The 16,406-nt window shown below is 35.8% G+C and carries 17 protein-coding genes and 1 pseudogene; 4 read left to right on the forward strand and 14 right to left on the reverse strand.

All coding sequences use genetic code 11. The features are described from left to right. Positions 1–169 precede the first annotated feature (169 nt). The 8 genes from HF876_RS16125 to HF876_RS16160 all read right to left on the reverse strand — a co-directional run bounded on the left by HF876_RS16125 (position 170) and on the right by HF876_RS16160 (position 8,619). A complete protein-coding gene (locus tag HF876_RS16125; protein WP_169361072.1) occupies positions 170–1,609 on the reverse strand; it encodes a glycoside hydrolase family 1 protein in 1,440 nt (479 codons plus the stop codon). Positions 1,610–1,626: 17 nt separating this feature from the next. Then, positions 1,627–2,535, reverse strand: a complete 909-nt coding sequence (locus HF876_RS16130; RefSeq protein WP_169361073.1) for an ROK family protein — start codon at positions 2,533–2,535, stop codon at positions 1,627–1,629. A 4-nt stretch (positions 2,536–2,539) separates the two neighbouring features. Further along, entirely contained in the window at positions 2,540–3,568 is a 1,029-nt protein-coding gene (locus HF876_RS16135) for a LacI family DNA-binding transcriptional regulator (protein ID WP_169361074.1), read from the reverse strand. A gap of 27 nt (positions 3,569–3,595) precedes the next feature. After that, the gene (locus HF876_RS16140) at positions 3,596–4,438 is read right to left on the reverse strand and encodes a carbohydrate ABC transporter permease (RefSeq protein ID WP_251556771.1); all 843 of its coding nucleotides are present in this window, start codon (positions 4,436–4,438) and stop codon (positions 3,596–3,598) included. Further along, a complete protein-coding gene (locus tag HF876_RS16145) occupies positions 4,438–5,382 on the reverse strand; it encodes a carbohydrate ABC transporter permease (RefSeq protein WP_169361075.1) in 945 nt (314 codons plus the stop codon). Before HF876_RS16145 ends, HF876_RS16140 begins: the two co-directional genes overlap by 1 nt. Positions 5,383–5,463: 81 nt before the next feature. Further along, positions 5,464–6,768 (reverse strand): ABC transporter substrate-binding protein, encoded by a 1,305-nt coding sequence (locus tag HF876_RS16150; protein ID WP_240949806.1) that lies wholly within the window; start codon positions 6,766–6,768, stop codon positions 5,464–5,466. A gap of 561 nt (positions 6,769–7,329) precedes the next feature. Then, positions 7,330–8,220: a glycine-rich domain-containing protein gene (locus HF876_RS16155; RefSeq protein WP_169361076.1), complete on the reverse strand. Its 891-nt coding sequence runs from the start codon at positions 8,218–8,220 to the stop codon at positions 7,330–7,332. A gap of 60 nt (positions 8,221–8,280) precedes the next feature. Continuing rightward, on the reverse strand, positions 8,281–8,619 hold the full coding sequence (locus HF876_RS16160) for a winged helix-turn-helix transcriptional regulator (protein WP_169361077.1): 339 nt from the start codon (positions 8,617–8,619) through the stop codon (positions 8,281–8,283). A gap of 104 nt (positions 8,620–8,723) precedes the next feature. On the opposite strand from HF876_RS16160, the gene HF876_RS16165 reads away from it, so the two are divergent. Continuing rightward, on the forward strand, positions 8,724–9,107 hold the full coding sequence (locus HF876_RS16165) for a RidA family protein (protein ID WP_169361078.1): 384 nt from the start codon (positions 8,724–8,726) through the stop codon (positions 9,105–9,107). Between the two features lie 181 nt (positions 9,108–9,288). After that, complete coding sequence (locus HF876_RS16170) at positions 9,289–9,828, forward strand: GNAT family N-acetyltransferase (RefSeq protein WP_169361079.1); 540 nt, start codon at positions 9,289–9,291, stop codon at positions 9,826–9,828. Between the two features lie 167 nt (positions 9,829–9,995). Here HF876_RS16170 and HF876_RS16175 read toward each other — a convergent pair whose 3' ends face one another. After that, positions 9,996–10,742, reverse strand: coding sequence for a CPBP family glutamic-type intramembrane protease (locus HF876_RS16175; RefSeq protein ID WP_169361080.1), 747 nt, complete (start codon positions 10,740–10,742; stop codon positions 9,996–9,998). Positions 10,743–10,811: 69 nt separating this feature from the next. Then, complete coding sequence (locus tag HF876_RS16180) at positions 10,812–12,713, reverse strand: serine hydrolase domain-containing protein (protein ID WP_169361081.1); 1,902 nt, start codon at positions 12,711–12,713, stop codon at positions 10,812–10,814. Between the two features lie 42 nt (positions 12,714–12,755). Between HF876_RS16180 and HF876_RS16185 the strand changes: the two genes are divergently transcribed. Continuing rightward, positions 12,756–12,971, forward strand: coding sequence for a hypothetical protein (locus HF876_RS16185; protein WP_169361082.1), 216 nt, complete (start codon positions 12,756–12,758; stop codon positions 12,969–12,971). 450 nt (positions 12,972–13,421) lie between these two features. Here HF876_RS16185 and HF876_RS19395 read toward each other — a convergent pair whose 3' ends face one another. Continuing rightward, positions 13,422–13,742: a VanZ family protein gene (locus HF876_RS19395; RefSeq protein ID WP_481900293.1), complete on the reverse strand. Its 321-nt coding sequence runs from the start codon at positions 13,740–13,742 to the stop codon at positions 13,422–13,424. Positions 13,743–13,995: 253 nt separating this feature from the next. On the opposite strand from HF876_RS19395, the gene cyoE reads away from it, so the two are divergent. Next, a complete protein-coding gene (cyoE, locus tag HF876_RS16195) occupies positions 13,996–14,892 on the forward strand; it encodes a heme o synthase (protein ID WP_169361084.1) in 897 nt (298 codons plus the stop codon). A 77-nt stretch (positions 14,893–14,969) separates the two neighbouring features. On the opposite strand, the gene HF876_RS19200 is transcribed toward cyoE, so the two are convergent. The 3 genes and pseudogenes from HF876_RS19200 to HF876_RS16210 all read right to left on the reverse strand — a co-directional run. Beyond that, positions 14,970–15,326, reverse strand: coding sequence for a thioredoxin family protein (locus HF876_RS19200; RefSeq protein ID WP_346764095.1), 357 nt, complete (start codon positions 15,324–15,326; stop codon positions 14,970–14,972). Positions 15,327–15,608: 282 nt separating this feature from the next. Then, positions 15,609–15,896, reverse strand: coding sequence for a hypothetical protein (locus HF876_RS16205; RefSeq protein WP_169361085.1), 288 nt, complete (start codon positions 15,894–15,896; stop codon positions 15,609–15,611). A gap of 15 nt (positions 15,897–15,911) precedes the next feature. Beyond that, positions 15,912–16,406: pseudogene (locus HF876_RS16210) on the reverse strand (hypothetical protein); the annotation flags it as partial.

Raw genomic sequence — 16,406 nt, forward strand, 5'->3', positions numbered from 1 at the left:
CTGGCTTAAGTTCTGCATTATGGAGCTTAAGCCAGTTTTTTGTTTCAAGTAAACTATATGCTTCTGCTGTACGCCATATAAAACACCCCGAAAATGTTAGTTTCAAGTCTAACATTTACGGGGTGTTTCAAAATAAACGGACTTTGCTTAATCTTAAGAGCTCTTCGTACTACAAGTTGGTTCCATTCGATTCGATGACTTTCTTGTACCAATAATAGCTATTCTTCTTAATGCGCTTTAAATCATGTTCTCCCTCTTCATGCTGATTTACATAAACTAACCCGTAACGTTTTTGGAAGCCGTTTAGCCAACTTAACAAATCTGTGAAGGACCAAATGCAATAACCTAGAACATCGGAGCCATCGGAAACTGCCTCCTGAATGGCAATAATATGAGAACGCAAATATTCAATCCGATAATCATCTTGAATCACTTCTTCCGCTTCTACCTTATCGTATTCTCCTAACCCATTTTCACTTATCAGAATAGGAAGACCATAACGATTAGTCATTCTACGTAGGGCAATTCTCAGCCCTTCCGGATCAATATTCCAATCCCAGTTAGTGCGTTCTAAGTTTGGATTGGCAATTGTTTTATATAATCCCGGTATGCCAGTATCTTTCGACGTTCCTTTTTCACCAGTGGTATTCATTTCCGATGATCCAACACCGCCTACTAAAGGGTTTTCTTCAAAAGTTGTTGTTTGATAGTAATTTAAACCAATAAAGTCTGGCTTACCTTCTTTTAATAACTCAAGATCCCCTTCTTCAATAGTGGGAGAGAGCCCTTTTTTCTCTAAGTAATTCCATGCTACCTCTGGATACCTACCCCATATATATGTATCCATCCACCAATGACTATTTAGCTCCTCGGCATTTTCAGCAGCTATAATATCCTTTGGGCTAGAAGACGCGGCATAAGCTGGTGAGTAGGCAAAGCTTGGACCGATTTTCCCCTCGGGAACATATTTATGAAATTCTTTGATCACACTAGCATTTGCTAAGTTTGCATGGTGATTGACTTGATAAAATAGTTTTTCATCATTCATACCTGGAGGATGTGTCCCCATTTGGTATCCGTGGCTTGTAAATATATTCTGCTCATTCAAGCTAACCCAATATTTCACTCGGTCACCAAAGTGTTTAAATAATTCTAGACTGTAATTCGTAAAGTCCTCAATAATCCTCCTAGACTCCCAGCCTCCGTACTCATCCTGAAGGGCCTGTGGCAAATCCCAATGATACAATGTTAAAATTGGCTCTATGTTATTTACCTTTAATTCATTAATTAATTGATTATAAAAATGTAAGCCTTTTTCATTTATTTCTCCTCTTCCATTAGGGAAAATACGTGTCCAGGCAACAGAGAAGCGATAGGTTTTCATTCCCATTTCTGCCATCAAGCGAATATCTTCCTTATAACGATGGTAGTGATCTACTGCCACATCACCGTTTGTTCCTTTAAATGTTTTACCAGGTATACGAACAAACATATCCCAGTTTGAAACACCTTTTCCATCCTCATTCCAAGCACCCTCCACTTGATAGGCTGCAGATGCTGCTCCCCATAAGAAATTCTTCGGAAACGGTTTAAGCGTTTGATGTATCATCGATTTCACCCTCCTAGCTATTCTCCATGCATCGACTGTCTCTGTATGAAATGATACAAAGCTCCGATTAAATTAGAATCATTTCCAAACTGACATCTTTCTACTTGAATAGTTAAACTATCCTCATCATGTTTCATTTGATTTAAGGTTTCATTGATCTGTTCAATGAAACCCTCTCGAGTGCTGATGGCTCCACCTATCAAGATCTTCTCTGGATCAATTACATACTGTAAATTATAAATTCCTACTGCTAATCGTTTCACAAATTTTTCTATTTCTTTTTGTATCTCTTTGTTACCGCCTTCAGCCAATTCATACACTTTTTCACCTGTAAGTGCATTCGATTCCATTCCTTCGCGTTTTGCCACATTGTTTATCAATCCACCGGTTGCAGCTAAAGTACTCCACGTCTTTCCTATTGGTTCCTCTAAATAGTCCTCCATAATCATATAACCAAATTCTCCAGCAAAACGGTTCTTGCCATGTCTAATTTTTTTATCAAGAACTATAGCTCCTCCGATACCGGTCCCAATCACGATACATAGGTAATCCTTAATATCCTTTGCAGCACCGATCCATCCTTCTGCTAACCCCGCGCAATTAGCGTCATTTTCAATTTCAACCCGTATATGTGTCCGGTCCTGTAGAAGCTCCTTAATACTCGGTCCGTGGATATATGGAAGTGCTGTGACTCCCCCTATATATCCGGTCTCTACATTGACAGCACCAGGTACACTTATAGCTATTCCCTTTAGTTCGTATTTTTTTCGGAAATCCTTTACGATAGATTCCACCGTATCCACAAACAGCTTAAGACTAGCTTCAGGAGTGGGAGCAAATGACTTTTCAATAAACTCTCCTAAATCATTCATAAGGGCATATTTGATAGAAGAACCTCCAACATCAAAAACAGCATAGTAATTCACAAAATTACCTCCTATCAACCCTGTTCGTTCCGCACGACTCCCTTATCATCAACTCGGAGTCGATCAACACTGGCTTTAATTGTGTCTCTCCATTTATCAAATCATTTAACATATAAGCGGATAATTTCCCGAACTTTTCTTTATCCTGCTTTACTGTCGTAAGTTTTGGCTCACTATAGCGACAAGCCACAATGTCATCACACCCGACAATTTGAATATCTTGCGGTACACTTAGCCCCTCTTCCTTTATCGCTCTTAGAGCACCTAAAGCCATCAGGTCAGATGTAGCAAAGACAGCTTCAGGATAATCTTTACATTGCAGTATTTTTTTCATCGCCTCATATCCGCTTTCTTCATGAAAATCACCATATTCAATCCACTCTTCGCGTAATTCTAGACCAAATTGATGCATAGCTTCATAAAAACCCTGTTTCCGATAACGAGAAATGGCTGAATCCCATTTTCCGCCTATATATCCAATCTTTCTAACGGAATGAAGATAAAAAAATTCTACTACTTTTCTCGACAGATCCACGTTGTCTGTCATGATGTAACTGGATTTCGGACCTTTTAACTCAATATCAATTCCAATACATGGAATCCCTTCCTTCGCCACATCATAGATAGCCTCTTCCACTTCCTCACCAGCAATTACTATACAGCCATCCACTTGAAAGTGTCGACAACGCGCTAAATAGCTACCTTGCCCCATTTGAAACCGTTCATTGGAAAACATGATAATATCATAGCCTAGTAGACCGATATTCTTTTTAAAGGCTGAAATAACCTCATTAAAATAAGGATGGGTCATTTCCACATTAATCTTCCCGGCATAAATTAGCCCGATAAGATTGGACCTTTTCGTTGCCAGTGTTCTTGCCGAAAAATTAGGCTCATATCCCTTTTGGTTAATGACATCCATCACTTGTTTCTTGGTTTTGTCACTAATGCCTTCATAGTTGTTGATGACCTTTGAAACAGTGCCTGGGGAGACACCGGCCATTTGTGCGATATCTTTTATAGTTAAATTCATTTCTTATCCCTTCCATTACACGTCACTTTATTTCACAGAGCCCTCTGTAATACTTGATATAAATAAGCGGTTAAACAATAGGAAAACAATTAAGAGTGGTATAGTTGCCCAGAAAACACCAGATAAGATCATACCAAAGTCTGCATTTTGTGTATTACTTAATTGGGCTAAAGCAACTTGAATCGTATACATCTCCGGATCTCTTAAAACGGTAAACTGCCATAAAAATTCTCCCCATGCAGCCGAAAAGACAATAATCCCTAAAGTTGCAAATGCGGGAAGTATAATGGGAAGCACAATACTCCGATAAATTTTAAAGTTGGAGCATCCGTCTAATTTTGCCGCTTCAATTAGCTCATCTGGGACAGATTGACTAATATATTGTCTCATCAGGAAGATACCCAGAGGATTAAGGAAGAACAATACCATCACACCTGGTAACGTATCCAGTAGTCCTGCCTTAGAAATTAGGAAATATTGTGGAATTAACCCTAATTGAGGCGGTATAATCATCGTTAAGAGGATAGCAGTAAAAAGTATATTTTTACCTCGAAACTTAAACTTCGCAAAGGCAAAGCCAGCTAATGAACTGATAAACAAAACGACAACGGTGACAATTGAACAAACAATCAGTGAGTTCCACATGGCTTGAAAGAAATCAATTTTATCCAGGACCTTTTTAAAATTCTCTATTAATAAGCTCCCAGGTGTAATCGTTGGTGGAATGGAATTGTAAGCAGAGCTAGGGCTTGTTGCCATTACAAACATCCAGTAAAACGGAAACAACGAAAGTAGGGATGCAATGGACAAAAGTACATAAGAAAGGATTTTACTAAAGGACGGTTTTCTTCCTTTTTCCGATTTATTCACTAGTTTCTACCTCTTTTCTTCCTACCAATGCCTGAGGTTAATAATGTATTGATCGTAGCAAAAACGGTTATCAATACTAATAATATGATAGCTGTAGCCGATGCCGTCCCAAAAGATTGGAGTTTAAAAGCGTCCCGGTACAAATACATAACAATTGTCATCGCTTCGTCTCTTGTAAAAGCACTAGTTCCTAAAAAGATGGTTGGTTCAGAAAATAACTGCAGAGCTCCTACAGTTGAAGTGAAGACCGTTAAAATGATAAATGGCTTCAGCATCGGTATGGTAATGTATATAAGCTGTTGAAATTTATTTGCTCCATCGATCGTTGCTGCTTCGTACAAATAGCTTGGGATGCTTTGAATACCAGCAAGATAGATAATGGTGTTATACCCTACCCACCGCCAAAATACCATAATCGAGATGGCAATCTTCGTTCCCCACTCAGAGCTGCTCCAGCTCACAGGATCCAGCCCCGCCAAACTTAATACATAATTGGCTAAAGAAGTTTCATGATCGCTAAACAATACACTAAAAATAAGAGCTACAGCCACCATGGAAGTAATATACGGCATAAAAATTGTTACGCGAAAGAAATTTCTAAACTTTAAAAATGCCAGATTTAATAAATAGGCAAAAATGATTCCAAACACTAATTGAGGGGCGGTTCCCATGATTCCCATGACAATTGTGTTGTAGACTGATTTCCAAAAAAGAGGATCTGTTAATACTATTTTAAAATTTGCTAAACCAACAAAAGTCATAGGACTTAATCCATTCCACTTTTGAAAACCTAGATAAATACTAAATAATGCTGGATATAACCCAATAATAGCAAAAATAATAAAGAAAGGTGCAATATATAAATAACCTGAAGCCATATCTTTTTTTGCTTCGGACATGTACCTTTTTTTTCTTACCTTTTCCTTATTACTTACAGCACTCATATACTCACCTCATGTCCTATGAAAGGTGGAATGGAAGCTCATTCAACTCCTCATCCACCTTCAAATCTATTATTCTCTTTACTAGCGATTCATTAAATCCTTTGCACGCTTAACTGCTACAGCCCACTCTTTTTCTGGATCTGCCCCTTTAGCTTGAACATCCTTTAAGGCATTCAGTACTTCCTGATAAACCGGGAAGTATTTTTCTCCTTTATACACCGCTCCATTGATGTCTTGTGCTGCTTGAGCAAATACTGGTGCTGTTGATTGGCCACCAAAGAACTCATCTTCATTGTTTTTGAAGGAATCCATTTCGTAAACAGACGGAGCAGATGGGAATAATCCTTTTGATTGGAATGATTTTATTTGATTGTCAGGAGAGATTAACCACTCTGCAAATTTATAAGCTTCATCTGCATTTTTAGTTTCTTTTGGAATGGAGATAAAAGAACCGCCCCAGTTTGCAGCAAATTCCGTTGGTAATGTCGCTACTCTCCATTTGCCGACAGCCTCTGGTGCATTGCCTTCCATCCAACCTTTTAACCAGCCAGCTCCTAATTCAGCTGCAAATTCCCCCTTATTTACAGCATTCGCCCACTCAGGCGACCACATTTCAAATTTTCCGACAATTCCAAGCTCATTAAGCTTTACAGCATAATCGTATGCCTCTTTAACCGCATTTCCCTCTTGCTCAATTAATAATTCTCCTTCTGCATTAAGAAAGGTTTCTTGTGCTGCATCTAAATAAGCTCTGAATGCCATTTCTATACTATCGATGAATGGTTTACCGGTCTCTTCCTTCACCTGTATACCTGCTTCTTCAAATGCTTCTGGAGAACTGATAAGTTTAGCCACTTCTTCAGGATCTGTTGGTAAGCCAGCCTCTTCAAATACATCTGTACGGTAGTATAAAGCTTTTGGACCAATATCCGTTGGTAAGCCGATTAAGAAATCACCAGCATTGTTTTCACCTGTGTTCCATTTCCAATCTAAGTATTGATCTTGAATATCTTTTGCACCAAGATCATAAAGGTTTTCGAACTGGTCTTGTGCTGCTTTAAAGCGATCCAATTGATCAATCTCTAGCATCGTTATATCTGGAGCTCCGCTTCCTGCCGATAATGCGGTAAATAACGCATCATGGTGCTCTGCAGTTTCAGCAGCTCTTACTTTTACTTTCACATTAGGGTTTTCCTCTTCATAGGCTTTCGCCAAGTCTTCATAACCAGTAGCTCCAAAAGTCCAAAAGTTTAATGTAATTTGTTCTTGTGAACCTCCGCCTTTTTCATTACCAGACGATTCCTTTTCAGTTCCACTACAAGCTGCCAATGATAATGCAAGAACGGTCGACAAGCCCAATGCACTTATTTTTTTCAAACTTCTCAAAATGATTCCCCCTACATTTTTTTGATCAATGTTTCTTACAGGTTGTAATTCTTCAACAAAAATAATGCTAGTTATTATTTTTGTATCATTCACCTCCAATATTGTTGTCTTCATCATAAAAACTTGATTTATTAGGACATTACGGAAACCGGTTTCTAAATAATATAAAAAAAAGCAATAATTAGAAGGTGAAACCGCTTTCAAATAGAATTATAATCCTAGATTAATAGAAAATCAAGAATTTTCTTACAAATTAACGAAAACGCTTTCCAAAAGTAAATTACTATAATAATGGCCGATAATATATTTTAGAAAACTCTCTTGCTTCACATTTAATTAGTATGCTATATCCTTCCCTCAATATGATTAGACTTCCTTGCTATGTTTCTTTTTAGGTTTTCAGTTCGCTGTACTACCAGGAAACGTCGCCTCCGCTTCAAACAATGATAGTGAATTTTTATTAGAGATCAGTTACCTTATAAAAACAGTAAAGAGGTGAAATCATATTTCTTATTTCACCTCTTTTCATTGATTGACTCGCTATATCCCAGCCTCTCTTTATTAATCTCCTCCCCCACAGCTTGAGCAAGAACTATCTGAAGAGCAAGACTTACAAGAGTTGGCCGACCCACAGCTTGTGCAATTCGATAAATTATCGCCATTGCTTATTTTCATGTAACTTGAAAATTCATCATAATGGAAATAAGAAACAGACAAGAAAGGAAGGAGCATTGCGTTGTAATTTTGATGATTTTTTCCTTGTTTCAACTTTTCATGTATAATCTTTTTCTCGTAATCTCTTACACCATTTACTGTATTTTTCATGGAAGTAATAAGCGCAAGTACAGTTTTCATATATTTCGAATCACGTTTAAAGTAAATATCGATTAATTCATTTTCTTGTAAATTTTTAAAATCATCCATTACAGTTGGATGAACAGGGTTCTTAAAAAAACCTTTATACAGAAGTATATTCTCGCGTCTTATAAAAAATAGCTCTGCATACACCCAGTCAAAAAAACCACGTAAATCAGGATCGGGTTCTATCTTTACATTTGGACTATGATGTAGCTTTGCACCTAAATAATTTATCGAAAAATTTTCATACTCACGGGTAAACATAAGCATCTCATGCCACAATTCATCAACTTTCTCACTAAACATTGGAGACTCTTTTAATAGTGACGCCATAATAAAATAGCGTTTTAAATCTAGGAGGCGCCACTCATACTCATTTTCTTTTAATCTATTATTATTCCTTACCCTCACTTCTACATTTTCCATAAAACTTTTAGGAAGGGATTGCTCCAGTGTATCATTTAGCTTTTTTAACCCTTTAATTTGCTTTAATTCTAATGTTTTTGGAGATAAACCAAACTTATATGAGGTGTTCTTGCGCACAAAAAGACTAAAACCAATAAAAACTATAAGTAGCAACACGATCCATTCCATAAAATGCTCCCCCTATTAGTAGCTTTTAGTATTAGTAAATCCACGCAATATCATGAGCTATTAATTATTGCGATTTTTTTCTCCCCACTCACATAGTTGTTCCAAAACAGGTAATAAAGTATCTGCTTTAGGTGTTAGACTATACTCTACTTTAGGAGGTATTTGTGGGTACTCTTTCCGTAAAACCAACCCATCTGCTTCCAGCTCTTTAAGATGTGAACTCAATGTTTTAAAGGTAATGGCTCCTATTTGTCTTTTCATATCATTAAAGCGAACGGGTTGATTTTCAGCTAGCAGATAGAGAATTAGCATTTTCCATTTTCCACCTACTACCGACAAAGTATACCCAAATGATGTCTCTTGAATATTCCCCTTGTCTTTATATTCCTCCATACTCATTTGACACTATCCTTTCTGATAGTAACTATCAAAAATGTGCGTACTATTTTTTTCTTTTTATTCATTTTATACTTACTTTACTTTGAAATAAAGGAGAGAAAATAATGAATAGTGTTAAAACTTACAACCACAATCTCTGGGATCATGGGATTACACAAGGTTATGGCGTCAACAATACCATTTACATTTCAGGGCAATTTTCACACAATCAAGACGGCGTATTCGTTGGAGAGGAAGATATTGAGGCGCAGGCCCGTCAGACACTTGAAAATCTGGACCTCGTCCTTCAGGAGTTTGGTGTAACAAAATCTAATCTCGCTTATGTGGAGCTCTATCTAACGAATCCTCAAGCCCATTTCTCCCCAGTCATAGAAATGTTTAAGGAATATATCGGAGAACATCGTCCAGCCGGCAGTTGTATCGGCGTGACTTACTTGGCTTTCCCTGAGCAACTAATTGAGATCAGTGCTATCGCACACACCGATTAAGAAAGATTTTCTAGACAATCGCAATCATCTCTTTTCTGGAAAACTAGATATGTATAATTCTCATGCTAATTAAAGAAAATGAAATAATGCGAATATCAATTTTAACGAAAGAACCTCAACCATTTATCTCCATAATTCACTATGATATACTGTATTTATTTCTTAGAGAAGGAGATATGAGATGTTAAAAACTAAAAATATATACATTCGTCCATTTATAGTTTCAGATGCGAAAGAAATGCTAGATTTAGAAATCAGGAATCGTGCATTTTTACAAAACTATTCCGTAGCTCTTCCAGAAAACTACTGGACCATAGAAACGCAAAAAGAATTAATTGAAAAATCGGCACAAAATTCGACAAAGGATTCCGCATATCAGTTTGGAATTTTTAAAGTAGATGGCGACGTATTAATAGGTTCTATCTCACTATTTCAAGTAGTCCGCGGACCTCGTCAAAGCGCCCTTTTAGGCTATTCCTTGGATCAAGCGCATAATGGCAAAGGATATACCACTGAAGCTACTGCTCTAGTTATTAAATATGCTTTTGAGACACTCAACTTACACAGAATAGAAGCCGGAGTCATGCCAAATAATACAGGCTCCATTCGAGTTTTAGAAAAAGTAGGTTTTCACAATGAGGGATTGGCAAAAAAAAGTGTTGAAATTAACGGACGGTGGGAAGACCATGAAATGTTTGCCATATTAAATCCTAAGCACTAACTTACCTTATGTGAAGATTATTTTCCTAAAGGCTATTTCTCTTCTTGAAGCAATGAACCATCCGGAAGCTCGACATTCACCATGAAAAACATTAACCCCCGAATTGGTCTACTTTTAAAAGCAGCCACTATTCGGGGTTTAGTTCAAAATGTATAGCCTTTAATCATTTAAATTCTTTCATGAATAAAAGCATTCTTTACTGTATTATTTTTCCGCAGAGAAAATGCTAAGACAGTAATAGCTATAACTAAAATACCAATCACTGTCGTATCCAGAATGACACTGGATTCTCCGTTTCCTAAAAATTGAAGCAGATTATGAAGGCCATGAAACAAAATTAGAGGGTAAATGTTTTCTGTTTTTATAAATAATTGTGCAAGCACTATTCCTATTAATAAAGAATAAATCAATTGAAGTCCAGTCTGTCCTAAACTTTGTCCAGATAACAAATTAAGCATGTGGGTAACAGAAAATAATATGCTCGAAGTTAGAATAGCTGGAAGCATACCTAGTGGCAATAATATTTTAATCATTATTCCTCTGTAAATACTTTCTTCCACAAAACCAACTAGAATAGCAAAGCCAACAAAGAATATAATTGTTTCAATAGGCTGGAAACTAAACCCTTGAAAGCATAATACAATTAAAATAAGAAATAGAGGGAAGTACGAATACCAGCTTTTTCTTATTACTACGCGTTTAAAACCAAAATAAGTCCATTTTCTTTTCCATGTAAAATAAATAATTAATACTAGTGCAGTTGGTATGAACGATATTAATATCGGCGCATTGTAACTTAATTGTTTAATCGTCGCAATCGCCCCCGCTATAAAAACTACTAGTAAAAAACTAATCTCAATCAGTATAATACTTTTAATGGGGTGCTTTTTTGCATAACTTAACTTATTATCCACTATACATCTTTCCTCCTAATAACATCTTCTAGCCATCCTGTACAATACTTATTGGTTCAAAAATTATTTTTATAGAAGATTAAAGAAATTCCAATTCATTAATACGGCTACTAATAATACAATGAGACACATTGTGAAAACTCGTATAAATTTTTGACTTATTTTCAAATTTACTAATTTCCAATTAACTAAATCTAAAATGACAAGAATTACTGCTACAAAAAGAAGGAACCAGTTTAAGTAAATGTGTAACTGAAGCGCATCTAAATAAAGCATCGAGGAGCTAACAATAGTACGAATAACAAGAACAATATTATTTATGACTAACAAGCTTCCAGTTAAATTTATCAACCAAAATAGTTTTGTTTCTTTTGAGGGCTGCATATTTTGCTTGTGATTTTTTAATGATTTTATTAGCCAAATGATAGGTGAGAAAATAAAATATAATACACTAATTAGTACTATGCCTAAACTAATTATTAGCCATGGCAGCTTTCGATCCCCTTCTAAAGGTAAATAATCAGCAACCTGACCATTGGTGAGCCGTTTTACTCCGAATTCGTCCACCTCAAAATAAGCTTTTGAAAGAATATATCCCACAATCGGATTCTCACTAGATGTAAGGGTATATAAATAAGGATCGATTTGAGTGTAGGTACCTTCCATTCCATAAAGGCTTATATTTATTTTATCTTTTGATACCGCTTCGACTTTTAAGGGTGGTAGAAAACCAAGAAACTCCGTGTATGTGCTACGTGATTGGCGAGCTGCAACATACAATCCAGCAATTTCATCAGAGCTTGGCATCTCAATTGTTGGTGTTTGAGTCATGTCATCGGGTTTACCAAAAAGTAAATCTATGACTCCTGATGTCACATTCATTTCAGCTGAGGCATTTGTTAAAACAACTACTCCAAAATGTTCATCCGGTGCAATTACCATATTTGAACTAAAGGCAGCTGTATTTCCTCCATGGCCTACCCCTCTCACTTTACCATCATATTCCCAAAAGCCATGTGCGTTAGAGAGCAGATTACTATGTGGAGAATAGCTTTGTGTTAGCATTTTGTCGAGAGTGCCTTCAGTTGAAAAAAGTGGATTGCTAGTAGAATTCGTTGGCATTAGCGCGACAGCAAATCTCGCTAAGTCTTCAGCTGTTCCATTTACAGAACCAGCCGGGTAGAGTGGAACATATGACCAACTTCCTTCTGTAAACTCCTTATTTTCTTTTGGTATATAACCTTTCGCTTTGTGTTCAAGTTCTGTGTAATTCGCTAAAGTAGGATCGCCTGATGTGCTGTGCATGGATAGTGGTAGAAAAATATGCTCCATCTCGTAATCTAAAAAAGTTTGCTCTGCAATTCGTTCAATGACGTAACCCGCTAGAGCAGTCGCATAATTTGAATATGCCATTGTACTACCTGGTTCATAGATCTGCTTCGGTTGCCTACTGATTAAAACTTCTTCTAAAGAATCTACACTTTCTGGGGTAGACATGATTAAATCAAAGTAATAATCCTCAAAACCCGCTGTATGACTCATAATTTGATTCATTGTAATAGGCTTTTCATATGTTAACTTGGAGACAAAATCTTTAGGAAGGTATGTTGTAATATCTTCATTTAAATCTAATTTTCCTTGTTCGACTAGTTGCATTGCAGCTGTCCATACAAACAATTTACTAATAGAACCATATTCAAAAACCGTTTTTTGTGGATTTACTAATATCTCTTTTTCAATATTTGCGTAACCATATCCTTTAGAAAACACAATTTCTCCATCTTTTACGACTACAATTGAAGCACCCGGTGTTGATTGACCAATGTGATTTAAGACAAACCCATCGATTTCCTCCTTTAACTTATTTAATGGAATACCTGATGGCGTACTTCCATTTTCCGCACTGTAAACAGGACTGAAAGAAAGACAAGTACTAACTAAAATGAGTACTACAAGAATTCGTTTAATCATCTTTTTGGCTCCTTTTTATGAATTGTAATTGAGAAAATATAAGTGAATATTAGATTATTAACTAGCATGCTTTTAGCAAAGGCTAGTTCAGTACGGCAAGGCTTTGCTCCATCTGTGCAAGGTTCTAGCTCGTTTCCGCCAGGTTTAATCCCATCTCCGCAAGGTTCTAGCTCGTTTCTGCAAGGTTCTGCTCCATCTCCGCAAGGTTATCTCGCTTTTCTGAAAAAACTACCTTTTATCCGAAGTCCTCTACACTAACTCAAGCTAAAATTAATCCCCAAATGGTTGATGACCCTATTTATCACGTACATAGCAAAGTTCCAATTAACTAGAACTGACTTGGACGATTTTGGGATGATTACACCCCCTTCCTCCTCCCTACTGTATGATTTATACTAAACTTCAGAAATATCTTTTGTCTTACTTATTTCTTACAAAAACCTTAAGAGTTAAGTTACTCGATAAAACTACTATTGAGGACAAAATTCAATCTAGAAGATTGAGGAAATAATTTATTTGGTGGAAGAAAATAAATTACATTATTTAATATTTCCTTAAGAGTTTGCCTTACATTTTCTTAAAGAGTTTAATGTATAGTGGGTAAGAAGTAATTGAGTGAAGGGATAAACCATAATGAAAAAGTATTTAAATATATTTTATTGGGGCATATTATTTTTCTACCTATTTTTGTTAATTGACATCGTGTTTTTAGGGAGAGATAGCTTTAGAAGTGTTAATTTCATTCCATTGCATTCTATAAAAAATTATATTATGGAGATATGAATATTTGGGGAAACGTAATTTCTCTGCAATTTTATAAATAATGACTCCAAGGGATCCACCAATAAAATTTAAAATATTATCGTCAATGTCCGTTGCTCCTAATGCAAAAATATATTGAACAACTTCAATAAATAGGCTCAATAAAAAGATAGAGCATAAAACCTTAGCTATGGATTTAGTACGATATTTACAATCACTATGATAATTGTTAAAACGAATATAGGCAGACCAACAATTACGGATAATATAGAAATAAAGTTTTTAATTTTACTATCCTCTTTTAATAATCAGATTTTCCATTTTTTACATTAAAAGCATTTCTCTTAAACAGTCCTGTTAGCATTCAGCAGGACTGTTTTTGCTATGCGACTATTATATATATGTAGAAATAGACCTAAATTGTTCAAATATGATTATAAAAAAGAGTTAATATATAGATTTTAGTTAATCATATAGGTTATATTAGTTCAAGTGGATAAATAAGGAGCTATGAAATACGATGACTAAACAATCACAAAAAACGTTATGGGCTCAAGTAGTTAAAACAGGAATCATTAAGTCTAATCTTATTCCAATGATTGCTGGTTTAATGCTTGCTTTATATACTTATCAGTACAGCTTTGTAGATAATATTTGGAATGTAGTTTTTGCATTTTTAGGAACAGCAGCCGTTATTGCTGCCGCTGGTTCGTTTAATAACATTTATGATCGTGATATCGATGCCATTATGGCTCGTACAAAGGTACGTCCAACCGTAACAGGCGCTATATCGATTAAGAAAGTTTTAATAGTCGCGATTTTATTATTAGTAATTGGATTATTTTTATTATATTTGGCGTCTCCATTAGCCAGCCTACTTGGATTTTTGGGAGTATTTTTTTATGTAGTTCCTTATACCATGTGGACAAAGCGCCATACAATTTGGAACACAGAAGTAGGAAGCATCTCAGGTGCGATGCCCCCTTTAATCGGTTGGGCAGCTGTCGCTCCTGATATTTGGCACCCAGCGTGTTGGGCATTATTTTTAATCATGGTAATATGGCAAATGCCTCACTTTTACGCGATCGCCATTCGAAAAAAGGATGATTATGCTGCTGCAAAAATTCCAATGCTTCCCGTTGTTAAAGCAGGAAGACGCACATATATCCAAACAAATTTCTATTTAATTCTATTAGTGCTATCTAGCTTTTTGTTTTTACCGCTTAGCTTAGGTCTCACATTAGTTTCACTCGTTTTAGGTCTATTTTGGTTGGGATTAAGCTTATTCGGAACACGCAAAATGGATATGAAAGACTGGGCAAATAAAATGTTTAAATTCTCATTAATCCATATGATTGTGATTTACTTTACGGTGATTATATATGCTAGTATGGGTTTGCTCTTAGACGCTTTATAATGATGAGTTGTTTATCTTGCAGCGAAACAATTTTATTTTCCTATTAGATAAAAATGAAAGGCTATTCCTAGCTCATGCTAGAATAGCCTTTCATTTTTATATCCTTCATAAATTTTTTGTAATTTCTCTTCGAAAAGACTCATATGGACCATGCGTGCTTCCCGCAAATATTCTTTTCCCTCAATGAACAGAAGCATAGCAGGGACTGAAAAAACAATAAACCTTTCTGCAACCTCTTCTACTTCAGCCGAATCAACGTGTGCGAGCTGTATATCTGGAAACTTTTCCATAAGCACCCTCACTTGTGGAAAAAGAGCTTGACAAACCGTGCAATTTATATGGGAGACATAAATAAAGCTTAATGGATTGCTGGAAATAAAACGATCAACTTCTTCGATTGTGTGCAACTCTTCAAAAATTCTAATGTTAATCACTCTTTTCTTTAGTAATAAGCTTTGATTGATAGCAACTATATAAAATCTTCACGTAGGTTTCCAGTATATGAAACTTTACTGTTAACGTCTATCATTGCACACAATACTCTATGATGATACAACCATCGGGGAGTATATATTTTCTAACACCCTATTATTTTTTCTTACTTTTAATTATTTTAATAGGAGGATTCGGAAATCCACTCTTGAAAGTTTACTAAAGAGGGGGGTTACTCTTTCCAATGAGACTACGTTTTCGAACTCAAACCATCTTAGTTACTACTAATTTACATGAATTACTTGTATTCCTTTAAGGTGAGCGCAGTCATTAATCTCTTTGATTAAGTTGTTTCTATAAACTGATATTGCTCCGTGTATTTCTCTTTCACCATCTTCATCTATATATTCCGGAAATAAAATAAAATTCGTTTGATCCATTTTTTTTATTACATATTCATTTCCTTCAAATTCTCCACATCTGATATGATATGAAGTTATAAAAGACATTATATCTTCATATAATTCCTGTGTATTAATTTCTGCCTGCAAAAACCCTTTTAAAACGTTCATAATAATCTCTCCCTTCTATTTTATTGGATAAGCTGATAACATGCCTCCATCTTCTGATAATACAACTTTAATTAAGTTTTCTCCCTTTGTTCCTATAGTTTTTCTAGAGTCTATTATTACTGAATAACTCTGTTTTCCCAATTTAGTCAAACCATTATCTGTTATTGACTGAACTGTACCATTTTTCATTGAATCCTTCAATATTTGCTCGGCAGCACCTTTAGAATCACCTAAAAACTTTGCTCCATTACCTTTAGTTGTTGATAAATGCTTTGGTTTGACATATGCATCATCAATATTAAATTTATCAACTACCTTTTTGCCTTGTTTAGAAATATCATCAGCTACACTGGCTCCCGTAGCCTTAGTTTCAATCCCTACATTCTCCACGGATTTATTAGCATCCTTTGCCGTATCCTTAGCTTTCTCCGCTTTCTTTTGAGCATCAATGACATGCTCTAAAAAGTCCTTCCCTTCCTCTATCCCTTCAGCGGCTTTTTTTAATTTCCC

The organism is Psychrobacillus sp. BL-248-WT-3 (genome assembly GCF_012843435.1).
Classification (GTDB): Bacteria; Bacillota; Bacilli; order Bacillales_A; family Planococcaceae; genus Psychrobacillus.